This is a genomic window from Dermacoccus sp. UBA1591, from assembly GCF_002322065.1.
Taxonomy (GTDB): Bacteria; Actinomycetota; Actinomycetes; order Actinomycetales; family Dermatophilaceae; genus Dermacoccus; species Dermacoccus nishinomiyaensis.
In genome coordinates this window covers 16,802-38,773 of the sequence record NZ_DCNR01000055.1, presented here as the reverse complement: position 1 = coordinate 38,773, position 21,972 = coordinate 16,802, and the positions used below count along the sequence as shown (strand labels likewise).

At 67.8% G+C, this 21,972-nt stretch carries 13 protein-coding genes and 1 tRNA gene; 4 read left to right on the top strand and 10 right to left on the bottom strand.

Annotated elements, in window-relative coordinates; translation table 11 throughout:
* Positions 1–225: 225 nt before the first annotated feature.
* The 5 genes from B2284_RS06200 to rplJ form a co-directional block, all read right to left on the bottom strand.
* Positions 226–4,122 (bottom strand): DNA-directed RNA polymerase subunit beta', encoded by a 3,897-nt coding sequence (locus B2284_RS06200; RefSeq protein WP_074045777.1) that lies wholly within the window; start codon positions 4,120–4,122, stop codon positions 226–228.
* 165 nt (positions 4,123–4,287) lie between these two features.
* On the bottom strand, positions 4,288–7,773 hold the full coding sequence (gene rpoB / locus B2284_RS06195; RefSeq protein ID WP_006946069.1) for a DNA-directed RNA polymerase subunit beta: 3,486 nt from the start codon (positions 7,771–7,773) through the stop codon (positions 4,288–4,290).
* A 394-nt stretch (positions 7,774–8,167) separates the two neighbouring features.
* Positions 8,168–11,638, bottom strand: coding sequence for an ATP-binding cassette domain-containing protein (locus B2284_RS06190; RefSeq protein WP_006946251.1), 3,471 nt, complete (start codon positions 11,636–11,638; stop codon positions 8,168–8,170).
* Positions 11,639–11,836: 198 nt separating this feature from the next.
* Entirely contained in the window at positions 11,837–12,223 is a 387-nt protein-coding gene (rplL, locus tag B2284_RS06185; RefSeq protein ID WP_006946083.1) for a 50S ribosomal protein L7/L12, read from the bottom strand.
* Between the two features lie 105 nt (positions 12,224–12,328).
* Positions 12,329–12,919: a 50S ribosomal protein L10 gene (gene rplJ / locus B2284_RS06180; protein ID WP_040014839.1), complete on the bottom strand. Its 591-nt coding sequence runs from the start codon at positions 12,917–12,919 to the stop codon at positions 12,329–12,331.
* Positions 12,920–13,316: 397 nt separating this feature from the next.
* Between rplJ and B2284_RS06175 the strand changes: the two genes are divergently transcribed.
* The 3 genes from B2284_RS06175 to B2284_RS06165 all read left to right on the top strand — a co-directional run bounded on the left by B2284_RS06175 (position 13,317) and on the right by B2284_RS06165 (position 17,656).
* Positions 13,317–14,084 (top strand): DUF6318 family protein, encoded by a 768-nt coding sequence (locus B2284_RS06175; RefSeq protein ID WP_131940623.1) that lies wholly within the window; start codon positions 13,317–13,319, stop codon positions 14,082–14,084.
* 127 nt (positions 14,085–14,211) lie between these two features.
* Positions 14,212–15,030, top strand: a complete 819-nt coding sequence (locus B2284_RS06170) for a hypothetical protein (RefSeq protein WP_074045779.1) — start codon at positions 14,212–14,214, stop codon at positions 15,028–15,030.
* 223 nt (positions 15,031–15,253) lie between these two features.
* Positions 15,254–17,656, top strand: coding sequence for a lamin tail domain-containing protein (locus B2284_RS06165; protein WP_074045780.1), 2,403 nt, complete (start codon positions 15,254–15,256; stop codon positions 17,654–17,656).
* 130 nt (positions 17,657–17,786) lie between these two features.
* Here the strand turns inward: B2284_RS06165 and rplA are convergent, their stop codons facing one another.
* From rplA to B2284_RS06140, 5 genes are all read right to left on the bottom strand, one after another.
* A complete protein-coding gene (gene rplA / locus B2284_RS06160; RefSeq protein WP_006946194.1) occupies positions 17,787–18,506 on the bottom strand; it encodes a 50S ribosomal protein L1 in 720 nt (239 codons plus the stop codon).
* A 391-nt stretch (positions 18,507–18,897) separates the two neighbouring features.
* Complete coding sequence (rplK, locus tag B2284_RS06155; protein ID WP_006946271.1) at positions 18,898–19,326, bottom strand: 50S ribosomal protein L11; 429 nt, start codon at positions 19,324–19,326, stop codon at positions 18,898–18,900.
* A gap of 126 nt (positions 19,327–19,452) precedes the next feature.
* On the bottom strand, positions 19,453–20,286 hold the full coding sequence (nusG, locus tag B2284_RS06150) for a transcription termination/antitermination protein NusG (RefSeq protein WP_006946230.1): 834 nt from the start codon (positions 20,284–20,286) through the stop codon (positions 19,453–19,455).
* A 113-nt stretch (positions 20,287–20,399) separates the two neighbouring features.
* Entirely contained in the window at positions 20,400–20,651 is a 252-nt protein-coding gene (gene secE / locus B2284_RS06145) for a preprotein translocase subunit SecE (RefSeq protein ID WP_006946054.1), read from the bottom strand.
* A 30-nt stretch (positions 20,652–20,681) separates the two neighbouring features.
* Positions 20,682–20,754: transfer RNA gene (locus B2284_RS06140), tRNA-Trp, on the bottom strand.
* A gap of 145 nt (positions 20,755–20,899) precedes the next feature.
* Between B2284_RS06140 and B2284_RS06135 the strand changes: the two genes are divergently transcribed.
* The gene (locus tag B2284_RS06135) at positions 20,900–21,952 is read left to right on the top strand and encodes an adenosine deaminase (RefSeq protein WP_006946103.1); all 1,053 of its coding nucleotides are present in this window, start codon (positions 20,900–20,902) and stop codon (positions 21,950–21,952) included.
* Positions 21,953–21,972 lie beyond the last annotated feature (20 nt).

Here is a 21,972-nt window from a genome sequence, read left to right as displayed (position 1 = left end):
CCGACCCATCGCGGCGACTGCCCGGCGAGGGTGTGATCATGAGTGGAGTCCGGACAGACTCCTGCCATGCACCCGAGTAGTTTACCGACTCTCCCGGGCCCCGGCCAAATCGCGGGAGCATGCACGTTCCGACCGCAACGCGACACGCCGACGAACCTGAGGAGACCGCGAGGGGCACCCCCTGCCTGTGCAGGAGATGCCCCTCGCGGCGTGGATCTGCGTCGATCAGCTGTCGAAGCCGAGCGTCGCGTCGTCCAGTCGGACGGCCTCGCCCGAGCCCGGGCCAAAGACCGGGTAGTCGTACGGCTGGTAGTCCGGCAGCGCGTACATCGCGGCCTTCGCCTCCTCCGTCGGCTCCACCTTGACGTTGCGGTAACGGCTGAGGCCGGTACCCGCCGGGATGAGCTTTCCGAGGATGACGTTCTCCTTGAGGCCGAGCAGCGGGTCGCTCTTCACGTTCATGGCGGCCTCGGTGAGGACGCGCGTCGTTTCCTGGAACGATGCCGCCGACAGCCACGACTCGGTGGCTAGCGAAGCCTTCGTGATGCCCATGAGCTCGCTACGACCCGACGCCGGACGTCCGCCCTCGGCGATCGCCTTGCGCGAGGCGTCCTCGAAGCGCGCGCGGTCGGCCAGCTCACCCGGGAGCAGGTCGGTGTCACCCGCCTCGATGATCGTCACGCGGCGCAGCATCTGACGCACGATGACCTCGATGTGCTTGTCGTGGATCGACACACCCTGCTGGCGGTACACGCCCTGGACCTCGTCGACGAGGTGCTTCTGCACCTCACGCGGGCCGAGGATGCGCAGCACCTGCTTCGGGTCGATCGCACCCTGCACGAGCAGCGTGCCGACCTCGACGCGCTGGCCGTCCTCGACGAGCAGGCGCGCACGCTTGCTCACCGGGTAGGCGTGCGGCTCCGAGCCGTCGTCCGGGATGAGGTTGATGCGACGAGCCTTGTCGGTCTCCTCGATCTCGATCTTTCCGGATGCCTCCGCGATCGGGGCGACACCCTTCGGCGTGCGAGCCTCGAAGAGCTCGACGACTCGGGGCAGACCCTGCGTGATGTCGTCACCCGCGGCACCGCCGGTGTGGAAGGTACGCATCGTCAGCTGCGTGCCCGGCTCACCGATCGACTGCGCCGCGATGATGCCGACAGCCTCGCCGATGTCGACGAGCTTGCCGGTCGCGAGCGAACGGCCGTAGCACTTCGCACACGTCCCGACGCGCGACTCACAGGTGAGGACCGAGCGGACCTTGACCTCTTCGATGCCGGCGTCGATCAGCTTGCTGAGCGCGACGTCACCGAGGTCGTCGCCGGCCTGCAGGAACGTCTCGCCGTCGATCTCGACCGTCTGCGCCACGTTGCGGGCGTAGACCGAGCTCTCGACGTCCTCGTGCTCGACCAGCTGGCCGTCAGAGTTGCGCTGCGCGATCGGCAGGACGAGACCGCGCTTCGTGCCGCAGTCCTCCTCGCGGATGATGACGTCCTGCGAGACGTCGACGAGACGACGCGTCAGGTAACCCGAGTCGGCCGTACGCAGAGCGGTGTCGGCCAGACCCTTTCGTGCACCGTGGGTCGAGATGAAGAACTCCAGCACCGACAGGCCCTCACGGAAGTTGGCCTTGATCGGACGCGGGATGATCTCGCCCTTCGGGTTGGCCATGAGGCCTCGCATACCCGCGAGCTGGCGCAGCTGGAACCAGTTACCACGGGCACCCGAGTTGACCATGCGGTAGATCGGGTTGTCCTTCGGGAAGTTGTTCTCCATCTGCTTGGAGACCTCGTTCGCCGCCTGCGTCCAGATCTCGATGAGCTCCTGACGGCGCTCGTCGTCCGTGATGAGACCACGGTCGAACTGCAGCTGCACCTTCGCGGCCTTGGCGTCGTAGCTCTCGAGGATCTCGTCCTTGTTCGAGGGCATGACGACGTCCGAGATGGCGACGGTCGTGCCCGAGCGCGTGGCCCAGTGGAAACCGGTCTCCTTCAGCGCATCGAGCGACGCCGCGACCTGGACCTTCGAGTAACGCTCCGCAAGGTCGTTGACGATGGCCGAGAGGACCTTCTTGTCGACGGGCTTGTTGATGTACTCGTAGTCCTCCGGCAGCGTGCCGTTGAAGATCGCGCGACCCAGGGTCGTACGGATCCGCAGCTCGGAGACGAAGCCGTTCTGGTCCGCCTCGACGCCGTCGGGCAGCACCGTGCCGGCCGTCGGGACGAAGTCGCGAAGACGCACCGAGATCGGCGTGCCGATCTTGATCTCGCCCGCGTCGAAGGCCATGCGGGCCTCGGCGACGGTCGAGAACGCGCGGATTTCCTCGTCCTTCATCTCGTCGGCGTCGAGCACCTCGGAGGTGAGGTGGAACAGACCGATGATCATGTCCTGCGTCGGCATCGTCACGGGACGACCGTCGGCGGGCTTGAGGATGTTGTTGCTCGAGAGCATGAGGATGCGGGCCTCGGCCTGCGCCTCGGAGCTGAGCGGCACGTGGACGGCCATCTGGTCACCGTCGAAGTCGGCGTTGAACGCCGAGCAGACGAGCGGGTGGATCTGGACGGCCTTGCCCTCGACGAGCTGCGGCTCGAACGCCTGGATGCCCAGACGGTGCAGCGTCGGCGCGCGGTTGAGCAGCACGGGGTGCTCACGGATGACCTCTTCGAGGACGTCCCACACGACCGGGCGGGCACGCTCGACCATGCGCTTCGCCGACTTGATGTTCTGCGCGTGCTCGAGGTCGACGAGGCGCTTCATGACGAACGGCTTGAACAGCTCGAGCGCCATCTGCTTGGGCAGACCGCACTGGTGCAGCTTGAGCGTCGGACCGACGACGATGACCGAACGACCCGAGTAGTCGACTCGCTTGCCGAGCAGGTTCTGACGGAAACGACCCTGCTTGCCCTTGAGCATGTCGGACAGCGACTTGAGCGGGCGGTTGCCCGGACCGGTCACCGGTCGACCACGACGGCCGTTGTCGAACAGCGCGTCGACGGCCTCCTGAAGCATGCGCTTCTCGTTGTTGACGATGATCTCCGGCGCACCGAGGTCGAGCAGACGCTTGAGTCGGTTGTTGCGGTTGATCACACGGCGGTACAGGTCGTTGAGGTCGGACGTCGCGAAACGGCCACCGTCGAGCTGCACCATCGGGCGCAGGTCCGGCGGGATGACCGGGACGCAGTCGAGAACCATGCCGGCCGGCTTGTTCTCGGTCTGCTGGAAGGCCGTGACGACGCGCAGACGCTTGAGCGCACGCGTCTTCTTCTGGCCCTTGCCCGTCGCGATGATCTCGCGCAGCAGCTCCGCCTCGGCGTCGAGGTCGAAGTTCTCGAGACGCTTCTGCAGCGCCGCAGCGCCCATGCCGCCCTCGAAGTACAGACCGAAACGGTCACGCATCTCGCGGTAGAGGATCTCGTCGCCCTCGAGGTCCTGGACCTTGAGGTTCTTGAAACGATCCCAGACCTGCTCGAGGCGCTCGATCTGCTGATCCGCGCGCTTGCGGATCTGCGTCATCTCGCGCTCGGCCGACTCGCGGACCTTGCGGCGGGCGTCAGCCTTGGCGCCCTCCTTCTCGAGCTCGGCGAGGTCGGCCTCGAGCTTCGTCGAACGCGTGTTGATGTCCGCGTCGCGACGGTTCTCGAGTTCCTTCTTCTCGACCTCGATCTGGTTCTCGAGCGACGGCAGGTCGGCGTGACGCTGCTCCTCGTCGACCGAGGTGATCATGTAGGCCGCGAAGTAGATGACCTTCTCGAGGTCCTTCGGCGCGAGGTCCAGCAGGTAGCCCAGACGGCTCGGGACACCCTTGAAGTACCAGATGTGCGTGACCGGCGCGGCGAGCTCGATGTGGCCCATGCGCTCGCGACGAACCGCCGAGCGCGTGACCTCGACGCCGCAGCGCTCACAGATGATGCCCTTGAAACGGACGCGCTTGTACTTGCCGCAGTAGCACTCCCAGTCGCGCGTCGGGCCGAAGATCTTCTCGCAGAAGAGTCCGTCCTTCTCGGGCTTGAGGGTGCGGTAGTTGATGGTTTCGGGCTTCTTGACCTCGCCGTGCGACCACTCGCGGATGTCGTCCGCGGTCGCGAGGCCGATGCGAAGCTCGTCGAAGAAGTTGACGTCCAGCACGTTGCTGATTCCTTCTCTCGCCTAAATCTGAAAAGTCTGATCGTTGCTGTTGTGGTTGTCCGGTCGGCTCGTTCGAGCCGCGGACCTACGTCTGCGCCGGCTGATCCGACACGCGGTGGGCCGGGCGATCATCTCGATCGACCCACCGCGTGTCGGGCGCCGTGATCAGACTTCCTCGACGCTGCTCGGCTCGCGGCGCGACAGGTCGATGCCCAGCTCCTCCGCGGCCCGGAACACTTCCTGCTCCGAGTCGCGCAGGTCGATGGCGGTGCCGTCACTGCTCAGGACCTCGACGTTGAGGCAGAGCGACTGCATCTCCTTGATGAGGACCTTGAACGACTCCGGGATGCCCGGCTCGGGGATGTTCTCGCCCTTGACGATGGCCTCGTACACCTTGACGCGGCCCGTCACGTCGTCCGACTTGATCGTCAGCAACTCCTGCAGGGCGTATGCGGCGCCGTAGGCCTCGAGGGCCCACACCTCCATCTCACCGAAGCGCTGACCACCGAACTGCGCCTTACCACCGAGCGGCTGCTGCGTGATCATCGAGTACGGACCCGTCGAACGCGCGTGGATCTTCTCGTCGACGAGGTGGTGCAGCTTCAGGATGTACATGTACCCGACGGAGACCGGCTCCGGGAACGGCTCACCCGAGCGGCCGTCGAACAGCTGCGCCTTGCCGGAGTCGCCGATGAGGCGCACGCCGTCGCGCGTCGTGTTCGTCGACTCGAGCAGGCCACGGATCTCCGTCTCGCGCGCACCGTCGAACACGGGCGTCGCAATACGGGTGTTCGGGCCAGTCTCACGGGCATCGGCCGGGATCTTGGCCGCCCACTCCGGGTCACCCTCGATCTTCCAACCACGCGAGGCGGCCCAGCCCATGTGCAGCTCGAGCACCTGACCGGGGTTCATTCGCGAGGGAACACCGAGCGGGTTGAGCACGACGTCGACCGGCGTGCCGTCCTCGAGGAACGGCATGTCCTCGACCGGCAGGATCTTCGAGATGACGCCCTTGTTGCCGTGACGGCCGGCGAGCTTGTCACCGTCGGTGATCTTGCGCTTGTTCGCCACGTAGACACGCACGAGCTGGTTGACGCCCGGGGGCAACTCGTCGCCCTCGTCACGGTCGAAGACCTTGACGCCGATGACCGTGCCGGTCTCACCGTGCGGAACCTTCATCGACGTGTCGCGGACCTCGCGGGCCTTCTCACCGAAGATGGCGCGCAGCAGGCGCTCCTCCGGCGTCAGCTCGGTCTCACCCTTGGGCGTGACCTTGCCGACGAGCAGGTCGCCGTCACGAACCTCGGCGCCGACGCGGATGATACCGCGCTCGTCGAGGTCGGCCAGCACCTCGTCGGAGACGTTCGGGATGTCCCGCGTGATCTCCTCCGGGCCCAGCTTCGTGTCGCGGGCGTCGATCTCGTGCTCCTCGATGTGGATCGAGGAGAGCGTGTCGTCCTGCACGAGGCGCTGCGACAGGATGATCGCGTCCTCGTAGTTGTAGCCCTCCCACGGCATGAACGCCACGAGCAGGTTCTTGCCGAGCGACATCTCGCCGCCGTCGGTGGCGGGGCCGTCAGCGATGACGGCGCCCTCCTCGAGGCGCTCACCCTCGTTGACCACGACACGCTGGTTGTAGCAGGTGCCCTGGTTCGAGCGCGTGAACTTCGCGATGCGGTACGTCGAGTACGTCGCGTCGTCGTTGGCGACCGTGACGAGGTCGGCGGAGACCTCCTGCACGACACCCGCCTTCGTGGCTCGCACGACGTCACCCGAGTCGAGTGCCGCACGGTACTCGATGCCGGTACCGACGAGCGGAGCCTCCGAACGAACGAGCGGCACCGCCTGACGCTGCATGTTGGCACCCATGAGGGCGCGGTTGGCGTCGTCGTGCTCGAGGAACGGGATGAGTGCGGTCGCGGCCGACACCATCTGACGCGCCGAGACGTCCATGTAGTCGACGTCCTCGATCGCGACGTCGCTCGCCTCTCCGCCCTTGGTGCGCGCCATGACGCGGTCCTCGGCGAAGTGGTTGTCCGGCGTCAGCGGCGCGTTCGCCTGCGCGATGACGAACGTGTCCTCCTCGTCCGCCGACAAGTAGTCGACGTCGTCGGTGACCTGGCCGTCGACGACCTTGCGGTACGGCGTCTCGACGAAACCGAACGGGTTGATGCGACCGAACGACGCGAGCGAACCGATGAGACCGATGTTCGGGCCTTCCGGCGTCTCGATCGGGCACATGCGGCCGTAGTGCGACGGGTGGACGTCACGGACCTCCATGCCTGCGCGGTCCCGCGAGAGACCACCGGGGCCCAGCGCCGACAGACGACGCTTGTGCGTCAGACCGGCGAGCGGGTTGTTCTGGTCCATGAACTGCGACAGCTGCGACGTTCCGAAGAACTCCTTGATCGACGCCACCACGGGGCGGATGTTGATCAGGGTCTGCGGCGTGATGGCCTCGACGTCCTGCGTCGTCATGCGCTCACGAACCACGCGCTCCATGCGGGACAGGCCCGTGCGAACCTGGTTCTGGATGAGCTCACCGACGTTGCGCAGGCGGCGGTTGCCGAAGTGGTCGATGTCGTCGATCTCGACGCGGACGTCGATCTCTTCGCCGTGACGCGTGCCCTTCATCGTCTCCTCGCCGGCGTGCAGCGCGACGATGTACTTGATGGTGGCGACGATGTCGTCGATGCCGAGCGTCGAGTCTTCGAGCCCGCCGTCGACGCCCAGCTTCTTGTTGACCTTGTAGCGGCCGACCTTCGCGAGATCGTAGCGCTTGCCATTGAAGTACAGGTTGTCGAGCAGCTGCTGGGCAGCCTCACGCGTCGGCGGTTCGCCCGGGCGCAGCTTGCGGTAGATCTCGAGCAGCGCGGCGTCCTGGTCGGCCGTGTGGTCCTTCTCCAGGGTGGCGCGCATCGACTCGTACTGGCCGAACTCCTCGAGGATCTGAGCCTCGGTCCAGCCCAGCGCCTTGAGCAGCACCGTCACGGACTGCTTGCGCTTGCGGTCGACGCGGACACCGACCATGTCGCGCTTGTCGATCTCGAACTCGAGCCACGCACCACGGCTGGGGATGACCTTCGCCGTGTAGATCTCCTTGTCGGAGGTCTTGTCGATGGAGCGCTCGAAGTAGACGCCCGGCGAACGGACGAGCTGCGAGACGACGACGCGCTCGGTGCCGTTGATGACGAACGTGCCGCGGTCCGTCATGAGCGGGAAGTCGCCCATGAAGACCGTCTGGCTCTTGATCTCGCCCGTCTCGGCGTTCATGAACTCAGCCGTGACGAACAGCGGAGCCGCGTACGTCATGTCGCGCTCCTTGCACTCCTCGATGGAGTACTTGACGTCCTCGAATCGGTGGTCGCGGAAGCTCAGCGACATCGAGCCGGAGAAGTCTTCGATCGGCGAGATCTCCTCGAAGATCTCCTCCAGACCGGAGCGCTCGGGCACGTCGACACGGCCCTCCGACTTGGCGGCGGCCACGCGGGCCTGCCACTTCTCGTTGCCGAGAAGCCAGTCGAAGCTCTCGGTCTGCAGCGCGAGCAGATCCGGGATTTCGAGGGGCTCACGAATTTTGGCGAAGGTGAGACGGCCGGAGGCAGTCTTCGCCGAGGACAGAGTCTGGGTCGCGGTGCGCGAGGCAGCCAAGGAGGGTCCCTTCCAGAGGCCTTACAGATCGGCAGTGCGCGCCACCTGCCGTACGGGTCCTCCCCCCTCGACGCTCCTCGGACGGCCGGCGTCATGATGTCGCGACCAAGCAGAGCGGGCAGCTCTTCGTGGTGGCGTCTTGACGCGGAATCCGGATCGGGTGTCGGGGGCAGGCGCAGACAGGGCAGCGCAAAATAGCAGGATAGTACCCAGAGAAGAAGGATGCAAGCCGACGAACTCGGAACCCGAGTCTGTCGCACCGCGCGCCCATCCTGACGAGCCCGGGTGGACCGCATCGACCGCTATGATCCGGCGCCTCCCCCGGCGCCGTCTTGACCCCACGAGAATGACGCAGGGCGGGCGCACAGTCAAGCAGCGACGCGCCGGTCGCCCGTCACCCCGCCAGGTGCGACCAGCGCGTCTCGAGCTCACGCCACGGGCCGGCGTCCGCAACCCTGCCCGCCTCCAGGACGACGACGCGGTCGGCCCGGGCGAGAGCCGAACGCTTCGACGTCGCCCCGACGACGGCGCTGCCACGCGCACGCAACGCGTCCCACAGCTCGAGCTCGGTGCGCGCGTCGAGCGCGCTCGAGACGTCGTCGGCCAGGAGCAGTTCGGCCTCCGTCGACAGGGCTCGCGCGAGCGCCAGCCGCTGAACCTGCCCACCGGACAGGCGCACCCCGCGGTGGCCGACGAGACTGTCCCGGCCGCCCGCGTTGTCGATGTCGGGGGTGAGACGCGCAGCGTCGACGGAAGTGTCGAACTCGCGCTCGTGACCGAGGAGCACGTTCTCGGCGAAGGAGCCGGAGAGCACTCGGGGCGTCTGGGCGACGTAGGCGACCTGGCCGGGGCGGAGGAAGAGCTCTGGCTCGCTCACCTCTCGTCCGTTCCACGTGAGCGAGCCGGTGTGGTGCACGAGCCCCGCGAGTGCCGCCAGCAGGCTCGACTTGCCGGAGCCCACGGCGCCCAGGAGCAGCACGAGCTCGCCCTGCCCGACGGTGAGATCCACGCCTTCGACGCCGACCGTCCCGTCATCGTGCAGGGCGGCGAGGTCGCGCAACGCCAGTTCGCGCAAGGGCTCCCTCGGCGTCTCAGGTACCTGAGGTGCCGCACCGGAGGGCAGGTCGAGGCCAGCCGGGAGGTCGACGAGATCGGCCCCGCCGGCGAGTTCGCTCGTCGCCCTGAGCCAGGCCCGCGTTCCGGGCGCCTCGGTGACGACCGACCCGGCGACCCGGCCGAACCAGTCGAAGTTGGACGCCGCGTTGACGACGAGCAGCGCCGTCGCAAGGCCCCAGGTGCCGTACAGCGCCCCCGCCCAGGCTGCCACGATGCCTGCCTGCACCATGAGCGTCGGGACGCCGTCGAGCACGGCGGCGACTCGGTGCTCGCGCACCGCGGCCTCGACGCGCGTGCGGTCGACGGCGGCGAGGTGTTCGCGGATGCGCCCGGTGCGACCCGCGAGCTTGATGGTGCGCGCTGCTTCGAGCGAGGAGACGAGGGCGCGACCGAACTGGGCACGGGACGCCGACGCCCGCGCGGCGGAGCGGCCCGCCACGCGCCGTCCGAGGGCGGAGGCCAGCGCCGAGCCGACCATGATGACGAGCAGGACGAGACCCGCGAGCCAGGTGCCACCGAGCACAGCGGTGAGAACGACGATGACGAAACCGTTGGTGAAGTCGATCCACCGGTCGGCATAGCGGACGAAGCGATCCGAATCCATCGCGCGCGCGACGACCTCGCCGGGAGGCGTGCGCGGCAGCCGGTGCTGCCCCGTCTGTCCGATGAGCACGCGCATGCGCACCCGCAGGGAGATCTCGATCCACCACCGCGGGTAACGGATGACGGCCACCGCGAGCGAGACCGGGCCGAGCATCACGCACACCGCGACCGCTGCGGCCCAACCCCATGCGGGGGTGCCGTCCGCCAGGGCCTGCACGGTGTGACCCCAAGCCCAGCCCGTGACGCTGCCGATGGCACCGAAGATGGAGAACGCGAGGAACGCGAAGATGGCCACGACGCCCCACTCGGGCCGCACCTTCAGCGCGTTGATGATCGCGCGTGCGAGGGACGAACCCTCGGGGATGTCGCGCGTGACGGGCGCCGCGCCCGTGCGTCGCGCGTGCGCGACGTGCGGGGCCTCGTGGTCCGGGGCGGGGACGGCGGACGCGCCGGCGGCTTCGGTGAGGTCGCGGAAGTAACCGGGTGTCTCGAGCAGTTCGTCACGGCGACCGAACTGCACGAGGCGCCCGCGCTCCATGACGCCGATGAAGTCGGCCCGCTCGATGGTGCCGAGACGATGCGCGATGAGGATGCCGGTGCGCCCCTCGAGCAACCGTGCAGAGGCCGCGACGACGCGGGCCTCCGTCACCGGATCCATGCGGGCGGTCGCCTCGTCGAGCACGATGACGCGCACGTCGCGTGCGAGCAGACGGGCGAACGCCAGCAGCTGCTCCTCGCCGGCCGACAGGCTCACGCCACCCGGGCCGAGCACCGTGTCGAGGCCGTCGGGCAGGGTCGAGACCCACGGGCCGAGACCGAGCGTCTCGACGACGTCCTCGATCTGAGCGCGCGGCAGCGGCTCGAAGACGGTGATGTTCTCCGCCAGCGTGCCGGCGAGGATCTCGGTGCGCTGCGTGACGACACCGACGCCCCCGCGCAGCGCCTCCAGGTCGAGGTCGCGCACGTCGACGCCGCCGAGGAAGAGCGAACCGGGCGGCGGCTCGACGGCGCGCGAGACGAGGGAGGCCAACGTCGACTTGCCGGATCCGGTGCGTCCCACCAGGGCGAGAGTCGACCCGGCCGGCACGTGCAGGTCGACGTCCTGCAGCGCGAACGTGCCGGTGCCGTAGCTGAAGTCGAGGTGACGTACGTCGAGATCCAGCGGGCCCTCCGGCAGCGCTCGTCCGCCCTCGGGTTCGGCCGGAACGGCCAGGAGGGCGCGCAGGCGCACGATGGCGCCGAGGCCCGCCTGCATGTCCGGGAACTGCTCGGCGACCCGGGCCAGCATGCCGACGAACGTGCTCGTGACGAGGAACATCGTGACGAGATCACCGACCGACATCGACGTGCGCGAGGCGAGCGCGACACCGGCGAGCACGACGAGGACGAGCAGCAGGTGCAGCGACAGGCCGGTGCGCAGCAGCAGCTTGACCTCGAGGCGCACGACGGCCAGGAACCGCTCGTGCACGCGCGCCGACAGCTTGGCGAGGCGCGCGACCACGAACGGCTGGCCGAGGCTCGTGCGGATGTCGTCGCGGCCCGCGACGCCCTCCTCGAAGATGGCGGCGTGCTCCGTCCAGGCGGCCTCCTCGAGAACCTTGCCCGCCGCGATCGGGGCGAGCAAGGAACGCATGAGCACCCACGTCAGCGCCGCGAAGAGCGGGAAGAGCACCCAGGCCGGCCACCACGTGATACCTGCGACGATCCACATCGGCACCATGGCGAGCGTCATCCGCAGCACCATCCAGATCTGCTGACGCAGCAGGTTCGAGATCTCGTGGGTGTCGTCGTCGACACGGTCGAGGATCTCACCGCCCGCCTGCTCCGACAGGGCCTCGAGCGGTTGCGCGAGCACCGCGTCGACGAGGTCGCGACGCAGCTGCCCGGCGGCACGATCGACCATACCCGCCCACAGGAAGCGCCCCGCGGTGTCGACGAGCGCCCCACCGAGGACGGTGACGGCCAGCAGCGTCACGAGGCGAGCGCTCGTGTGCTCGGCCAGCCGGCCCGCGATGACGGACGCCGCCGTCGTCGCCAACGCTGTGACGGCCGCGAGGATGACGGCGGCCCACGTACTGGGGACGGCGATGCGTCGCCATCCGATCTGGCGGGATGGCGAGGCGTGCGGCGCGGGTGGTGTCGTCATGGCACGTCACAGGCTACGGGTGAACACCGACAACCGCACTCGAATATCGCGCGCGTCATCGGCGGCACCGGCCTCGGCAGGGTTCCTCTGGCGCGACGCCAGGTCTGCGGGCATGCGAAAGCGGGCCGCACCGTGATGGTGCGACCCGCTTCGACGCGATGTCTCGCGATCAGTGCCCAGGCAGTGCCCGGGCAGAGATCACTTGACCTCGACGGTGGCGCCGGCGCCTTCGAGGGCTTCCTTGGCCTTGTCGGCAGCGTCCTTGGCGACACCTTCGAGAACCGGCTTCGGGGCGCCGTCGACGAGGTCCTTGGCCTCCTTGAGACCGAGGGACGTGAGGGCGCGCACCTCCTTGATGACCTGGATCTTCTTGTCACCGGCCGAGGCCAGGATGACGTCGAACTCGGACTTCTCCTCGGCAGCGCCGGCGTCGCCGCCGCCTGCAGCCGGAGCAGCCGCGGCAGCAACCGGGGCAGCAGCGGTGACGTTGAAGGTGTCTTCGAAGAGCGTCACGAACTCGGAGAGCTCGATGAGCGTCATTTCCTTGAAAGCCTCGAGGAGCTCGTCGTTGGAGAGCTTCGCCATGATGGGCGTCCTTTCTGTTCTGTCGGACCCGGACCGATGTGGTCGTGGGATCCGTGCCGTGAGTGGCGTTGTGGTGGGTTTGCGCTGATGCCGGTCAGGACCGGATCAGGCCTCGTCGCCACCCTCGGCGACGTCTGCGGTGGCCGCTTCGGCAGCCGGGGCTGCGTCGGTGGCCGGTCCCTCGGTCTCGACCTTGGCACGCAGGGCGTCGACGGTGCGAGCAGCCTGCGACAGCGGGGCCGCGAAGAGGTAGACAGCCTGGCTGAGCGAGGCCTGGAGGCCCCCGGCCAGCTTGGCGAGCAGGGTCTCGCGGGACTCGAGGTCCGCGAGCTTGTTGATCTCCTCGGCCGACATGGCCTTGCCATCAAGGACGCCGCCCTTGATGACGAGGAGAGGGTTGGCCTTGGCGAAGTCACGCAGCTTCTTCGCCGTCTCCACCGGGTCACCGGTGACGAAGGCGATAGCGGACGGGCCCTGGAGCTGGCCGTCGAAAGCCGTCACGCCGGCTTCGGCAGCCGCACGGGCGGTCAGCGTGTTCTTCACCACGGCGTAGGTGGCGTGCTCACGAATGGAGTTACGCAGATCGGTGATCTGCGCCACGGTGAGACCGCGGTACTCCGTCAGCACGGCAGCATCCGAGTTGCGGAAGTTGTCCGCAAGCTCGGCAATGGCTGCATCCTTAGCGGCGGTAGCCATGCGCGCCTCCTTCGGTGGTGAGTGCCAGTCGCTCGGGCGACACGAAAAAAGAGCCTCGGCGCAGGCGCGCTGAGGCTCTGAAAACATGCTGACGAACAGCACGATCATCGACTGAAGCTCACCTGCGCCGGACGCTCACAGACGTGAGGCCTTCGGTCACATCCACCCAGAGGCAGAGTGCAACAACCGGCGGTCATTGGTTCTCCCAATCTACCGGGCGGGCGGCGAGCGGCCAAATCGGTGCGATCGACGCCGGTGGGCACTGGTGCACAGGCCGCGGAAACCTGACGAAAAACTTACCGTCGCGATCGGGTGCGACACGCGCCGCGCTGGTGAGACTCGAGAAGTGGCCGGTGACGCACCGGGCGCTGCCTCACCGCCGACCGAAGGACCAAGCATGCCCGACGCACCCACCCCCGCAGCTGCTCTACCCGACGATGGCGCGACCGCACGTCGTGGACTTGCCGGGCGCCATCTCGCGCCACGTGGGGTCGCCGTGATCGCCCTGGCCGCGGCCGTGACGACGGCGGTGAGTGGGTGCGGCGACGACTCGACGGCCGATGCCTCGACGAGCACCATCGCCCCCTCCGACATGAGCCGCATCGCGGCCGGCAACACGCCGCGTTCCAGTTCGACTGACCCTTCTACGTCGTTGCGCAGCGCCGCCTCGTCTGCGCCCGCGACCTCGCGGAGTGCTTCGGTCGCGTCGAGCGCACCCGGGACGACATCCAAGGCCGGCGCCGCCGCAGTCGTCATCCCCGACGCCGCCAAGGCCCACACCAAAGACGGCGCCAAGGCCTTCGTGAAGTTCTACTGGGAAACCCTCGATGTGCTAGCCGCCAAGCCTCAGCCGGATGCGTTGCGTTACCTTTCGCAGCCGAGCTGTGCCACGTGCCAGCTCCAGATCACTGGCCTCTCGGACTTGCTGCGGGAAGGTGCCCACATCGAAACCAATCAGCGTCGCCTTGACCATTGGGCCGTGCGTGCCGACTCGGTGGAAGACTCCGTCGTGGTGACGTTCCGGCAATCCGACCGTGGCAACTTCAAGGTGGGCGCCGACGGCTCCCGAAAGCAGTTCGCACCGAACAACCTCGGCGTCGCAGCCCGGGCCGACTGGACCGCCGGAGGCTGGAGGATCGGAGCTGCTGGTGCTGACAAGTCCTGATGACCGCGCGCAGCACCAGCGAACAACAAGCTCAGCATTATTAGCCGCGTGCCTCGCCGCCACGGCCATCTTGGGTTCCGCGACCACAGCCTCTGCTGATCCGCGCTGCCCGGATCCCACAGCGTGCGTGATTGATGACGGCGTCATCATCCACGTGACGAATCCCGGCGTGCCGACGAAACCGACCCCCGGCCGCCCCGGCGTCGGGTGGACCCCGCCTCCTCCGCGCGACACCACGAACTACCCCGGCACCCAGCCTGGCCGGCCCCACACAGAGAACGGACCCAACACCGGCGACATCGCCGCGTACTACGACGCGGACAGCGCGTCAGTCCACGCACGCCCCGCTGACACGCCGTGCGCGACGGGCGAGGGGCAGACCCCGAAGCTGTCGTGCGTCAACTACACCCCCGCGCCACCTGCACCCACGATGACCACCCCCGCATCAGGAACCGCCACAGCGCCAGCAGCCCCGGCCGCGCCCACCTACACCGCCGAGCAAGCAGCCACCCAGGCCTGGACGACTCAGACCTTCACGAAGGCCACCGTCGCCATCCAGCCCACCGGCAACACCACCCTCACCGGCTTGCCCACCTACTTCCACGCCACCTACGGCCCCGACGGGCTCGCCCCCGGTGAGACGACCACCGTCACCCTGCTCGGACACACCATCACCCTGCGCCCCACCGACGTCACCTACACCTACCACTACGGCGACACCGCCACCTACGGCCCCACCACCGACGCGGGCGGGCCCTACCCCACCGGCAATGTCACTCACACCTACCCCACCAAGGGCACCGTCACCACCCGCATCGACACCACCCTCAGCGGCCAGTACCAGGAGAACAACGGCCCCTGGCGCACCATCCCCGGCGCCACGACGATCACGGGACAGCCTCAACGGCTCACCATCGCCACCCTCCAATCACGCCTCCACCACTGACCACCGCACCCAGGGAACACACCCGCCGCCCGACCGCTCGCACCCACCCGCCAGCTGCACCACGAATGCGCGACTGCGCGCACGTTCCCCGTGTGGGTGCACAAGTCCCCAGCAGAGTCGCTGCACCAACTGTTCACCCACTGGCCACGATGACGCACCCTGCGCGCCGCGGCCCGCCGCCTACTGTCAGCTCGTCCTGTTGCTGAACCAACGAAAGCCCCTCATGCCACTGCTTCCCCAGCGCCCCACCGCCATCGTCACCGTCGCCGCAGCCGTCGCGGGGCTGACGTCGTTCTCGCTGTCCACCGCAGGTTCGGCGCAGGCTGCGTCGACCACCGTCACGATCAGCGAGGTGTTCGGCGGAGGCGGCAACAGCGGCGCACCGCTGCGCAGCGACTTCGTCGAGCTCTACAACACCTCGAGCGCGCCCGTCGACCTCACCGGCTGGAGCGTCCAGTACTGGTCCGCGTCGGGCACGAGCGCCCAGAAGACTCCGCTCAGCGGCCAGGTCGCACCGGGACACCACTTCCTCGTCAAGGAAGCCGACGGCGCGAACGCGTCCGCGCCCGCCCTGGAGAATCCTGACGTGACGGGCACGATCGCGATGTCGGGCACCGCGGGCCGCGTCGCCATCGTCGACCCGAACGGCGCCACCGTCGACCTCGTCGGCTGGGGCGGGGCGAGCGTCGCGGAGGGTTCCCCTGCCCCCGCGACGACGAACTCGACATCCGTCTTCCGCAAGAGCGAGTGCACCGACACCGACGACAACGCTGTCGACTTCACCGTCGGCACCCCGACGCCGACGTCGTCGGCGGCCGGCGCGACGGCCTGCACCCCGCAGGCGCCGCACGAGCCGTCGACGGTGACGATCCAGCAGATCCAGGGTTCCTCGCACCTCTCGCCGCTCAGGGACGAGCGCGTCAGCAAGGTCAGCGGTGTCGTCACCGCCATCAATGCCACCGGGTTCTGGATGCAGGCCCCGAGCGACGACGACGACGCGACGAGCGACGCCGTCTTCGTCTACACCAAGACCGCGCCCACCGCCGTCGTCGGTGACGCCGTCAGCGTCGACGCCACCGTCTCCGAATTCCGACCGGGCGGCGCCTCGGGCAACGACAACCTGACGACGACGCAGCTGACGAGCCCCGTCGTCACCGTCACCGCGTCCGGGCAAGCGCTGCCGGCGCCTGCCGTCCTCGGCAAGGACCGCATCGCCCCACAGCAGAACGTCGAGTCGGGCGACCCGAAGAACGTCGAATCGGCAGCGGCCACCTTCGACCCGACGAAGAACGCGATCGACTTCGACGAGTCGCTCGAAGGCATGCGCGTCGCCCTCGACGATGCGCGCGCCGTCGGCCCGACCAACCCCAAGTACCGCGAGACCCCGGTCGTGCCCGGCCAGAACGTCGACGCGCTGACCACGCCGCGCGGTGGCGTGCTCTACTCCGGCTACGACCACCCGAACGCGATGCGCGTCATCCTCGACGACCAGGCCAAGCCCGCCAACCCGCTGCCCGTCAGCACCGTAGGTGACGTCTACACCGGCCGCACCACCGGCATCATGGACTACTCCTTCGCCATGCCGCACGTGCACGTCACCGACGTCGCGGGGCACCGCAGCGCCGGCCTGAAGCGCGAGACGACGAAGGCCCAGGGCCTGTTCGAGATGGCCGTCGCGACATTCAACGTCGAGAACCTCGCACCCAGCGACCCCCAGACGAAGTACGACCGCCTCGCCGGCCAGATCACGGGCAACCTGCACTCCCCCGATGTCCTCGCGCTCGAAGAGATCCAGGACAACAACGGCGCCCAGAACGACGGCACCGTCGACTCGTCCACGACCGTCAAGAAGCTCGTCGACACCATCAAGGCCGCCGGCGGCCCGACGTACCAGGCGCGCTGGGTCGACCCCGAGAACGGCAAGGACGGAGGCCAGCCCGGAGGCAACATCCGCCAGGTGTTCCTCTACCGCACCGACCGCGGCACGTCGTTCGTCGACAAGGGAACCCCCGGCGCGACGACGGCCACCGGCGTCACCGGGCGTGGCCTGTTCACCGACCTCACCGTCTCGCCCGGCCGCATCGACCCGACGAACACCGCCTTCACCGACTCGCGCAAGCCGCTCGTCGGCGAGTTCAAGTTCCGCGGGACGAAGGTGTACGTCATCGCCAACCACTTCAACAGCAAGGGCGGCGACGACCCGCTCTTCGGCCGCTGGCAGCAGCCCGTGCGCTCGTCCGAGACGCAGCGCCACGCGCAGGCCACCGTCGTGCGCGGATTCATCGACAAGCTGCTCGCCGCCGACCCCAACGCTCGCATCGTGACGCTCGGTGACCTCAACGACTTCGAGTTCAGCCGGACCACCGACATCCTCGCCGGAAACGGCAAGACAGCGATGACGGACCTGCCGCGCACCCTGCCCGCCAACGAGCGGTACTCGTACGTGTACGAGGGCAACAGCCAGATCCTCGACCACATCCTGCTCAGCCCCAAGCTCGCCCAGCCCTGGCTCGGCCTCGGGAAGCCGCCGTTCAACTACGACATCGTCCACACCAACAGCGAGTTCCCCGACCAGGACTCCGACCACGACCCGCAGATCGTCCGCATGACCGTCACCCCGTTCTGACGTCATGCGGCCGGCCACGTGATCTGGACGGCACAACAGGCGAGGCCCGCACCCCGAACGAATCGGGATGCGGGCCTCGCCCGTCGAGAAGCGTCGACCGCTCACGTAGAGCGATCGAGCGAGAAGCCGATCAGGCCTGCTCGGCGCCGTCCTCCATGAGGTTGCGCGTGCGCGACTGGTCGATCAGGATGCCAGGGCCCATCGTCGTGGCCATCGTGGCCTTCGTGATGTAACGACCCTTCGACGCCGACGGCTTCAGCCGCAGGATCTCATCGAGCGCAGCCGCATAGTTCTCGACGAGAGCCTTCTCGTCGAACGAGGACTTGCCGATGATGAAGTGGAGGTTCGCGTGCTTGTCGACCCGGAACTCGATCTTTCCGCCCTTGATGTCTCCGACGGCCTTCGCGACGTCCATCGTCACCGTTCCCGTCTTCGGGTTCGGCATGAGACCACGCGGACCGAGCACCTTACCCAGGCGACCGACCTTGCCCATGAGGTCGGGCGTCGCGACGACGGCGTCGAAGTCCGTCCAGCCACCCTGAACCTTGGCGATCAGGTCATCCGAACCAACGAAGTCGGCGCCGGCAGCCTCGGCCGCCGCAGCCTTGTCACCGTTGGCGAACACGAGGACGCGAGCCGTCTTACCCGTGCCGTTCGGCAGGTTCACCGTGCCACGAACCATCTGGTCCGCCTTGCGCGGGTCGACACCGAGGCGCATCGCAACCTCGACCGTCGAATCGAACTTCGTGCCGGCCGTCTCCTTCGCGAGGCGAACAGCCTCGAGCGGCGAGTACAGCTTGCCTTCTTCGATCTTCTCTTCCGCCGCGCGGTACGTCTTGCTGCGCTTCATCTCAAACTCCTTCAACAGGGAGATCGTGGTTCTACGAGCCAGCGCCGGCCCAACCACTTTCGGGCTCCGCGCCCCCGACACCAGGTCGATCCTGACGCCGCGATGCCACACGGGCAACCGGATGATTGTACGTGACGTGCGGGGGTGGGGTGAAATCGGCGACGGACGCACGAAGCCCCTGACCCAGGTGAGGGCCAGGGGCTTGCGTCGAACCGGCAGAACCGTCAGACAATTTCTTCTGGACTGATCGACCCCGCCGAAACGTCACGGCGGCATGAACATCACCGACCGTACCGAAGGTGCACTCTCAGACACTTTTTCTCGACTGAACGCACCCCGGCCGGAACGTCACGGCAGTACGAACATCACTGCCCGTACCGGCGGTGCAGTTTCAGTCGGTGGTAATCCCCATCGAACGCGCCGTACCCGCAATGATCCGCGACGCCATGTCGAGATCGTTCGCGTTGAGGTCCTGCATCTTCTGCTGCGCGATCTCACGAACCTGATCCGCCGACAGGTGCGCGACCTTCGTCTTGTGCGGCTCGCCGGAACCCTTCTGGACGCCCGCAGCCTTCTTGATGAGCTCAGCAGCCGGCGGCGTCTTCGTGATGAACGTGAACGAACGGTCCTCGTAGACCGTGATCTCGACCGGGATGACGTTGCCGCGCTGGGACTCCGTCGCAGCGTTGTACGCCTTGACGAACTCCATGATGTTCACACCGTGCTGACCCAGCGCCGGACCGACCGGCGGAGCCGGCGTCGCCGCACCGGCCTGGATCTGCAGCTTGATGAAACCGGAAACCTTCTTCTTCGGAGGCATGAAGCCACCTCTTTCCTGTCATGGGCCGACGCCGTGGGCGATGACCCGGTTGCATCCTCACCACCCGGACAGGCGATGAGAGGTTGATGACGACCGCCGCGACGAAACGCGCGGCAGGTCGAAGGATCAGATCTTCGCGACCTGGTTGAAGCCCAGTTCGACCGGCGTCTCGCGACCGAAGATCGACACGAGCACCTTGATCTTCTGCGTGTCCGCGTTGATCTCGGAGATCGTCGCGGGCAACGTCTCGAACGGGCCTTCCATGACGGTGACGGACTCGCCGACGGTGAAGTCGACATCCGCGGACGCCGACGACGCGGAGCCACTCGACGCGGCCGCACCCTCAGCCGAAGCCTCCGGCTCCTCGAACGTCGGGTTCAGCATCGTGACGACCTCGTCGATCGACAACGGGTACGGCTGGTGCGCGTTGCCGACGAAGCCCGTGACACCCGGGGTGTGACGCACTGCGCCCCACGACTCGTCCGTCAGATCCATGCGCACGAGCACGTAACCCGGGATGCGCACGCGCGTACCCGACTTCTTCTGCCCGTTCTTGATCTCGGTGTAGTCCTCCATCGGAACCTCGATCTGGAAGATGTAATCCTCCATGTTGAGGCTCGTGATGCGCTGCTCGAGGTTCGTCTTCACACGCTTCTCGTAGCCCGCGTAGGAGTGGATGACGTACCAGTCACCGAACTGCGACTTGAGCTCCGCGATGAACGCCTCGCGAGGGTCGACCGCGTCAGCCTGCTCGGCCGGGGCGACCTCGGCGTCGACGACGGCCTCCTGCTCCACCTCGCGCTCGGCGTCGTCGGCGTGGGCCTCGGCGGCGCTCGGCAGTTCGCCGACTTCGCCCTGCTCGGGCGCCAGGTCAGCGTCAGGCGTGCGCACAGCGCCCGCCGCGAATTCGGCCTCTTCCGCCGCAGCCGGCGAAAGCTGCTCGGGGTTCTGCTCGGTCATCGACCTGCTTCCTTCACATGTGGGGACGTACGTCGCGTGCTCTCACACGAACGCCGCCCGCGCGGCCCCCGCGGGGGCGCTCAGGCGGCGAATCTTCGAGATGGGCCCGGGACTCAGTTCGAACCGAAGACCCAGGAGACCGCACGCGTGAACAGCCAGTCTAGACCGTTGACGTACGCCATGATGACGGCGAGGAAGACCAGGACCGCGATCGTGTACGTCGTCAACTCGTCACGCGTCGGATAAACGACCTTGCGCATCTCGCCGATGACCTGCCGGATGAACAACAGGATGCGGCCGAAGAAACCGCGGCGCTCAGATTCACCCGCGACGGAAGCCCCCGTCACGACATCGGAATCTGCCACGGCCCCGCCCTCTCGGATCAATACGCTGTGCAGGGCACGAGGGACTTGAACCCCCAACCCCCGGTTTTGGAGACCGGTGCTCTGCCAATTGAGCTAGTGCCCTTCGCGAGCGAACCCGCGCGACGCGGCGGTTGAGTGCCGTGTCGACCCCCAACTGTACGGGACGACGACGCTCGAACGGAAATCTGGCCCTCCCCCGTGCGTGATGCGCGGCAGCCGTCGCGCGAGGGCGGTGACAGGATGAGCGGGTGACGAGTCGCGACACCTCCCCCAGCCGCTCCCGGCGAGACCTCGACGCCCTGCCGAAGGCGCACCTGCACCTGCACTTCACCGGCTCGATGGCGTTCGACACCCTGCTCGACATGAGCGTGACGCACGGCGTCCGGCTGCCGGACAGCCTGAGGCGCAGCTGGCCTCCTCAGCTCGCATCGGCCCGCGACGAGCGGGGTTGGTTCCGCTTCCAACGCCTCTACGACGCCGCCCGCGCCTGCGTGCGTAGCGAGGATGACATGCGCCGCATCGTCGACGAGGCCGCCGCGAGCGATGCGCGTGAGGGCTCACGATGGTTGGAGATCCAGGTCGACCCCACGTCCTACGCACCGTTCGTCGGCGGCATCACACCCGCCTTGGAGATCGTGCTCGACGAAGCTGCGCGGGCCGGTGAGCGTCACGGCATCGGGGTGGGCGTCGTAGTCGCGGCGTCACGGCTACGGCATCCCCTCGACGCGCGGACGTTGGCCCGGCTCGCGGCGAAGAACGCCGGCGGTGTCGTCGGCTTCGGATTGAGCAACGACGAACGCCGCGGCGACACCTCCGCGTTCGCGCCGGCGTTCCGCATCGCGCGCAACGCGGGCCTCGCCTCACTGCCCCACGGGGGCGAACTGCTAGGCGCCGACGCCGTGAGCGAGACGCTCGACGCGCTGCACCCCACGCGGCTCGGGCACGGGGTGCGTTCCGCGGAATCGCCTGAGGTGTTGGCGCGCGTCGTCGATGCCGGCGTCGGGCTCGAGGTGTGCCCCGGCAGCAATGTGGCACTCGGCGTGTACGAGAGCGCCCCGGAGGTGCCCCTGCGTCCCTTGTTCGACGCAGGCGCGCGGATGGCGCTCGGCGCCGACGACCCGCTGCTGTTCGGCTCACGCCTCACGGATCAGTACCGCACCGCGCGCGACGTCCACGGATTCAGCGACGCCGAACTCGCCCAGCTCGCGCGCGACAGTTTCACGATCTCGAACGCGCCGGCGGACGTCGTCGCGGCCGCGGACGCCGACATCGACGCCTGGCTCGCCGCACCGCCTGCTTGAGCGCTCAGCCGGCCTCCCAG

What these genes read in the sequence shown, in the direction of transcription:
- B2284_RS06190 (WP_006946251.1), bottom strand. Translation starts at nt 11,638, where the DNA reads ATGACGACACCACCCGCGCCGCACGCCTCGCCATCCCGCCAGATCGGA.
- rplL (WP_006946083.1), bottom strand. Translation starts at nt 12,223, where the DNA reads ATGGCGAAGCTCTCCAACGACGAGCTCCTCGAGGCTTTCAAGGAAATG.
- rplJ (WP_040014839.1), bottom strand. Translation starts at nt 12,919, where the DNA reads ATGGCTACCGCCGCTAAGGATGCAGCCATTGCCGAGCTTGCGGACAAC.
- B2284_RS06175 (WP_131940623.1), top strand. Translation starts at nt 13,317, where the DNA reads ATGCCCGACGCACCCACCCCCGCAGCTGCTCTACCCGACGATGGCGCG.
- B2284_RS06165 (WP_074045780.1), top strand. Translation starts at nt 15,254, where the DNA reads ATGCCACTGCTTCCCCAGCGCCCCACCGCCATCGTCACCGTCGCCGCA.
- rplA (WP_006946194.1), bottom strand. Translation starts at nt 18,506, where the DNA reads ATGAAGCGCAGCAAGACGTACCGCGCGGCGGAAGAGAAGATCGAAGAA.
- rplK (WP_006946271.1), bottom strand. Translation starts at nt 19,326, where the DNA reads ATGCCTCCGAAGAAGAAGGTTTCCGGTTTCATCAAGCTGCAGATCCAG.
- nusG (WP_006946230.1), bottom strand. Translation starts at nt 20,286, where the DNA reads ATGACCGAGCAGAACCCCGAGCAGCTTTCGCCGGCTGCGGCGGAAGAG.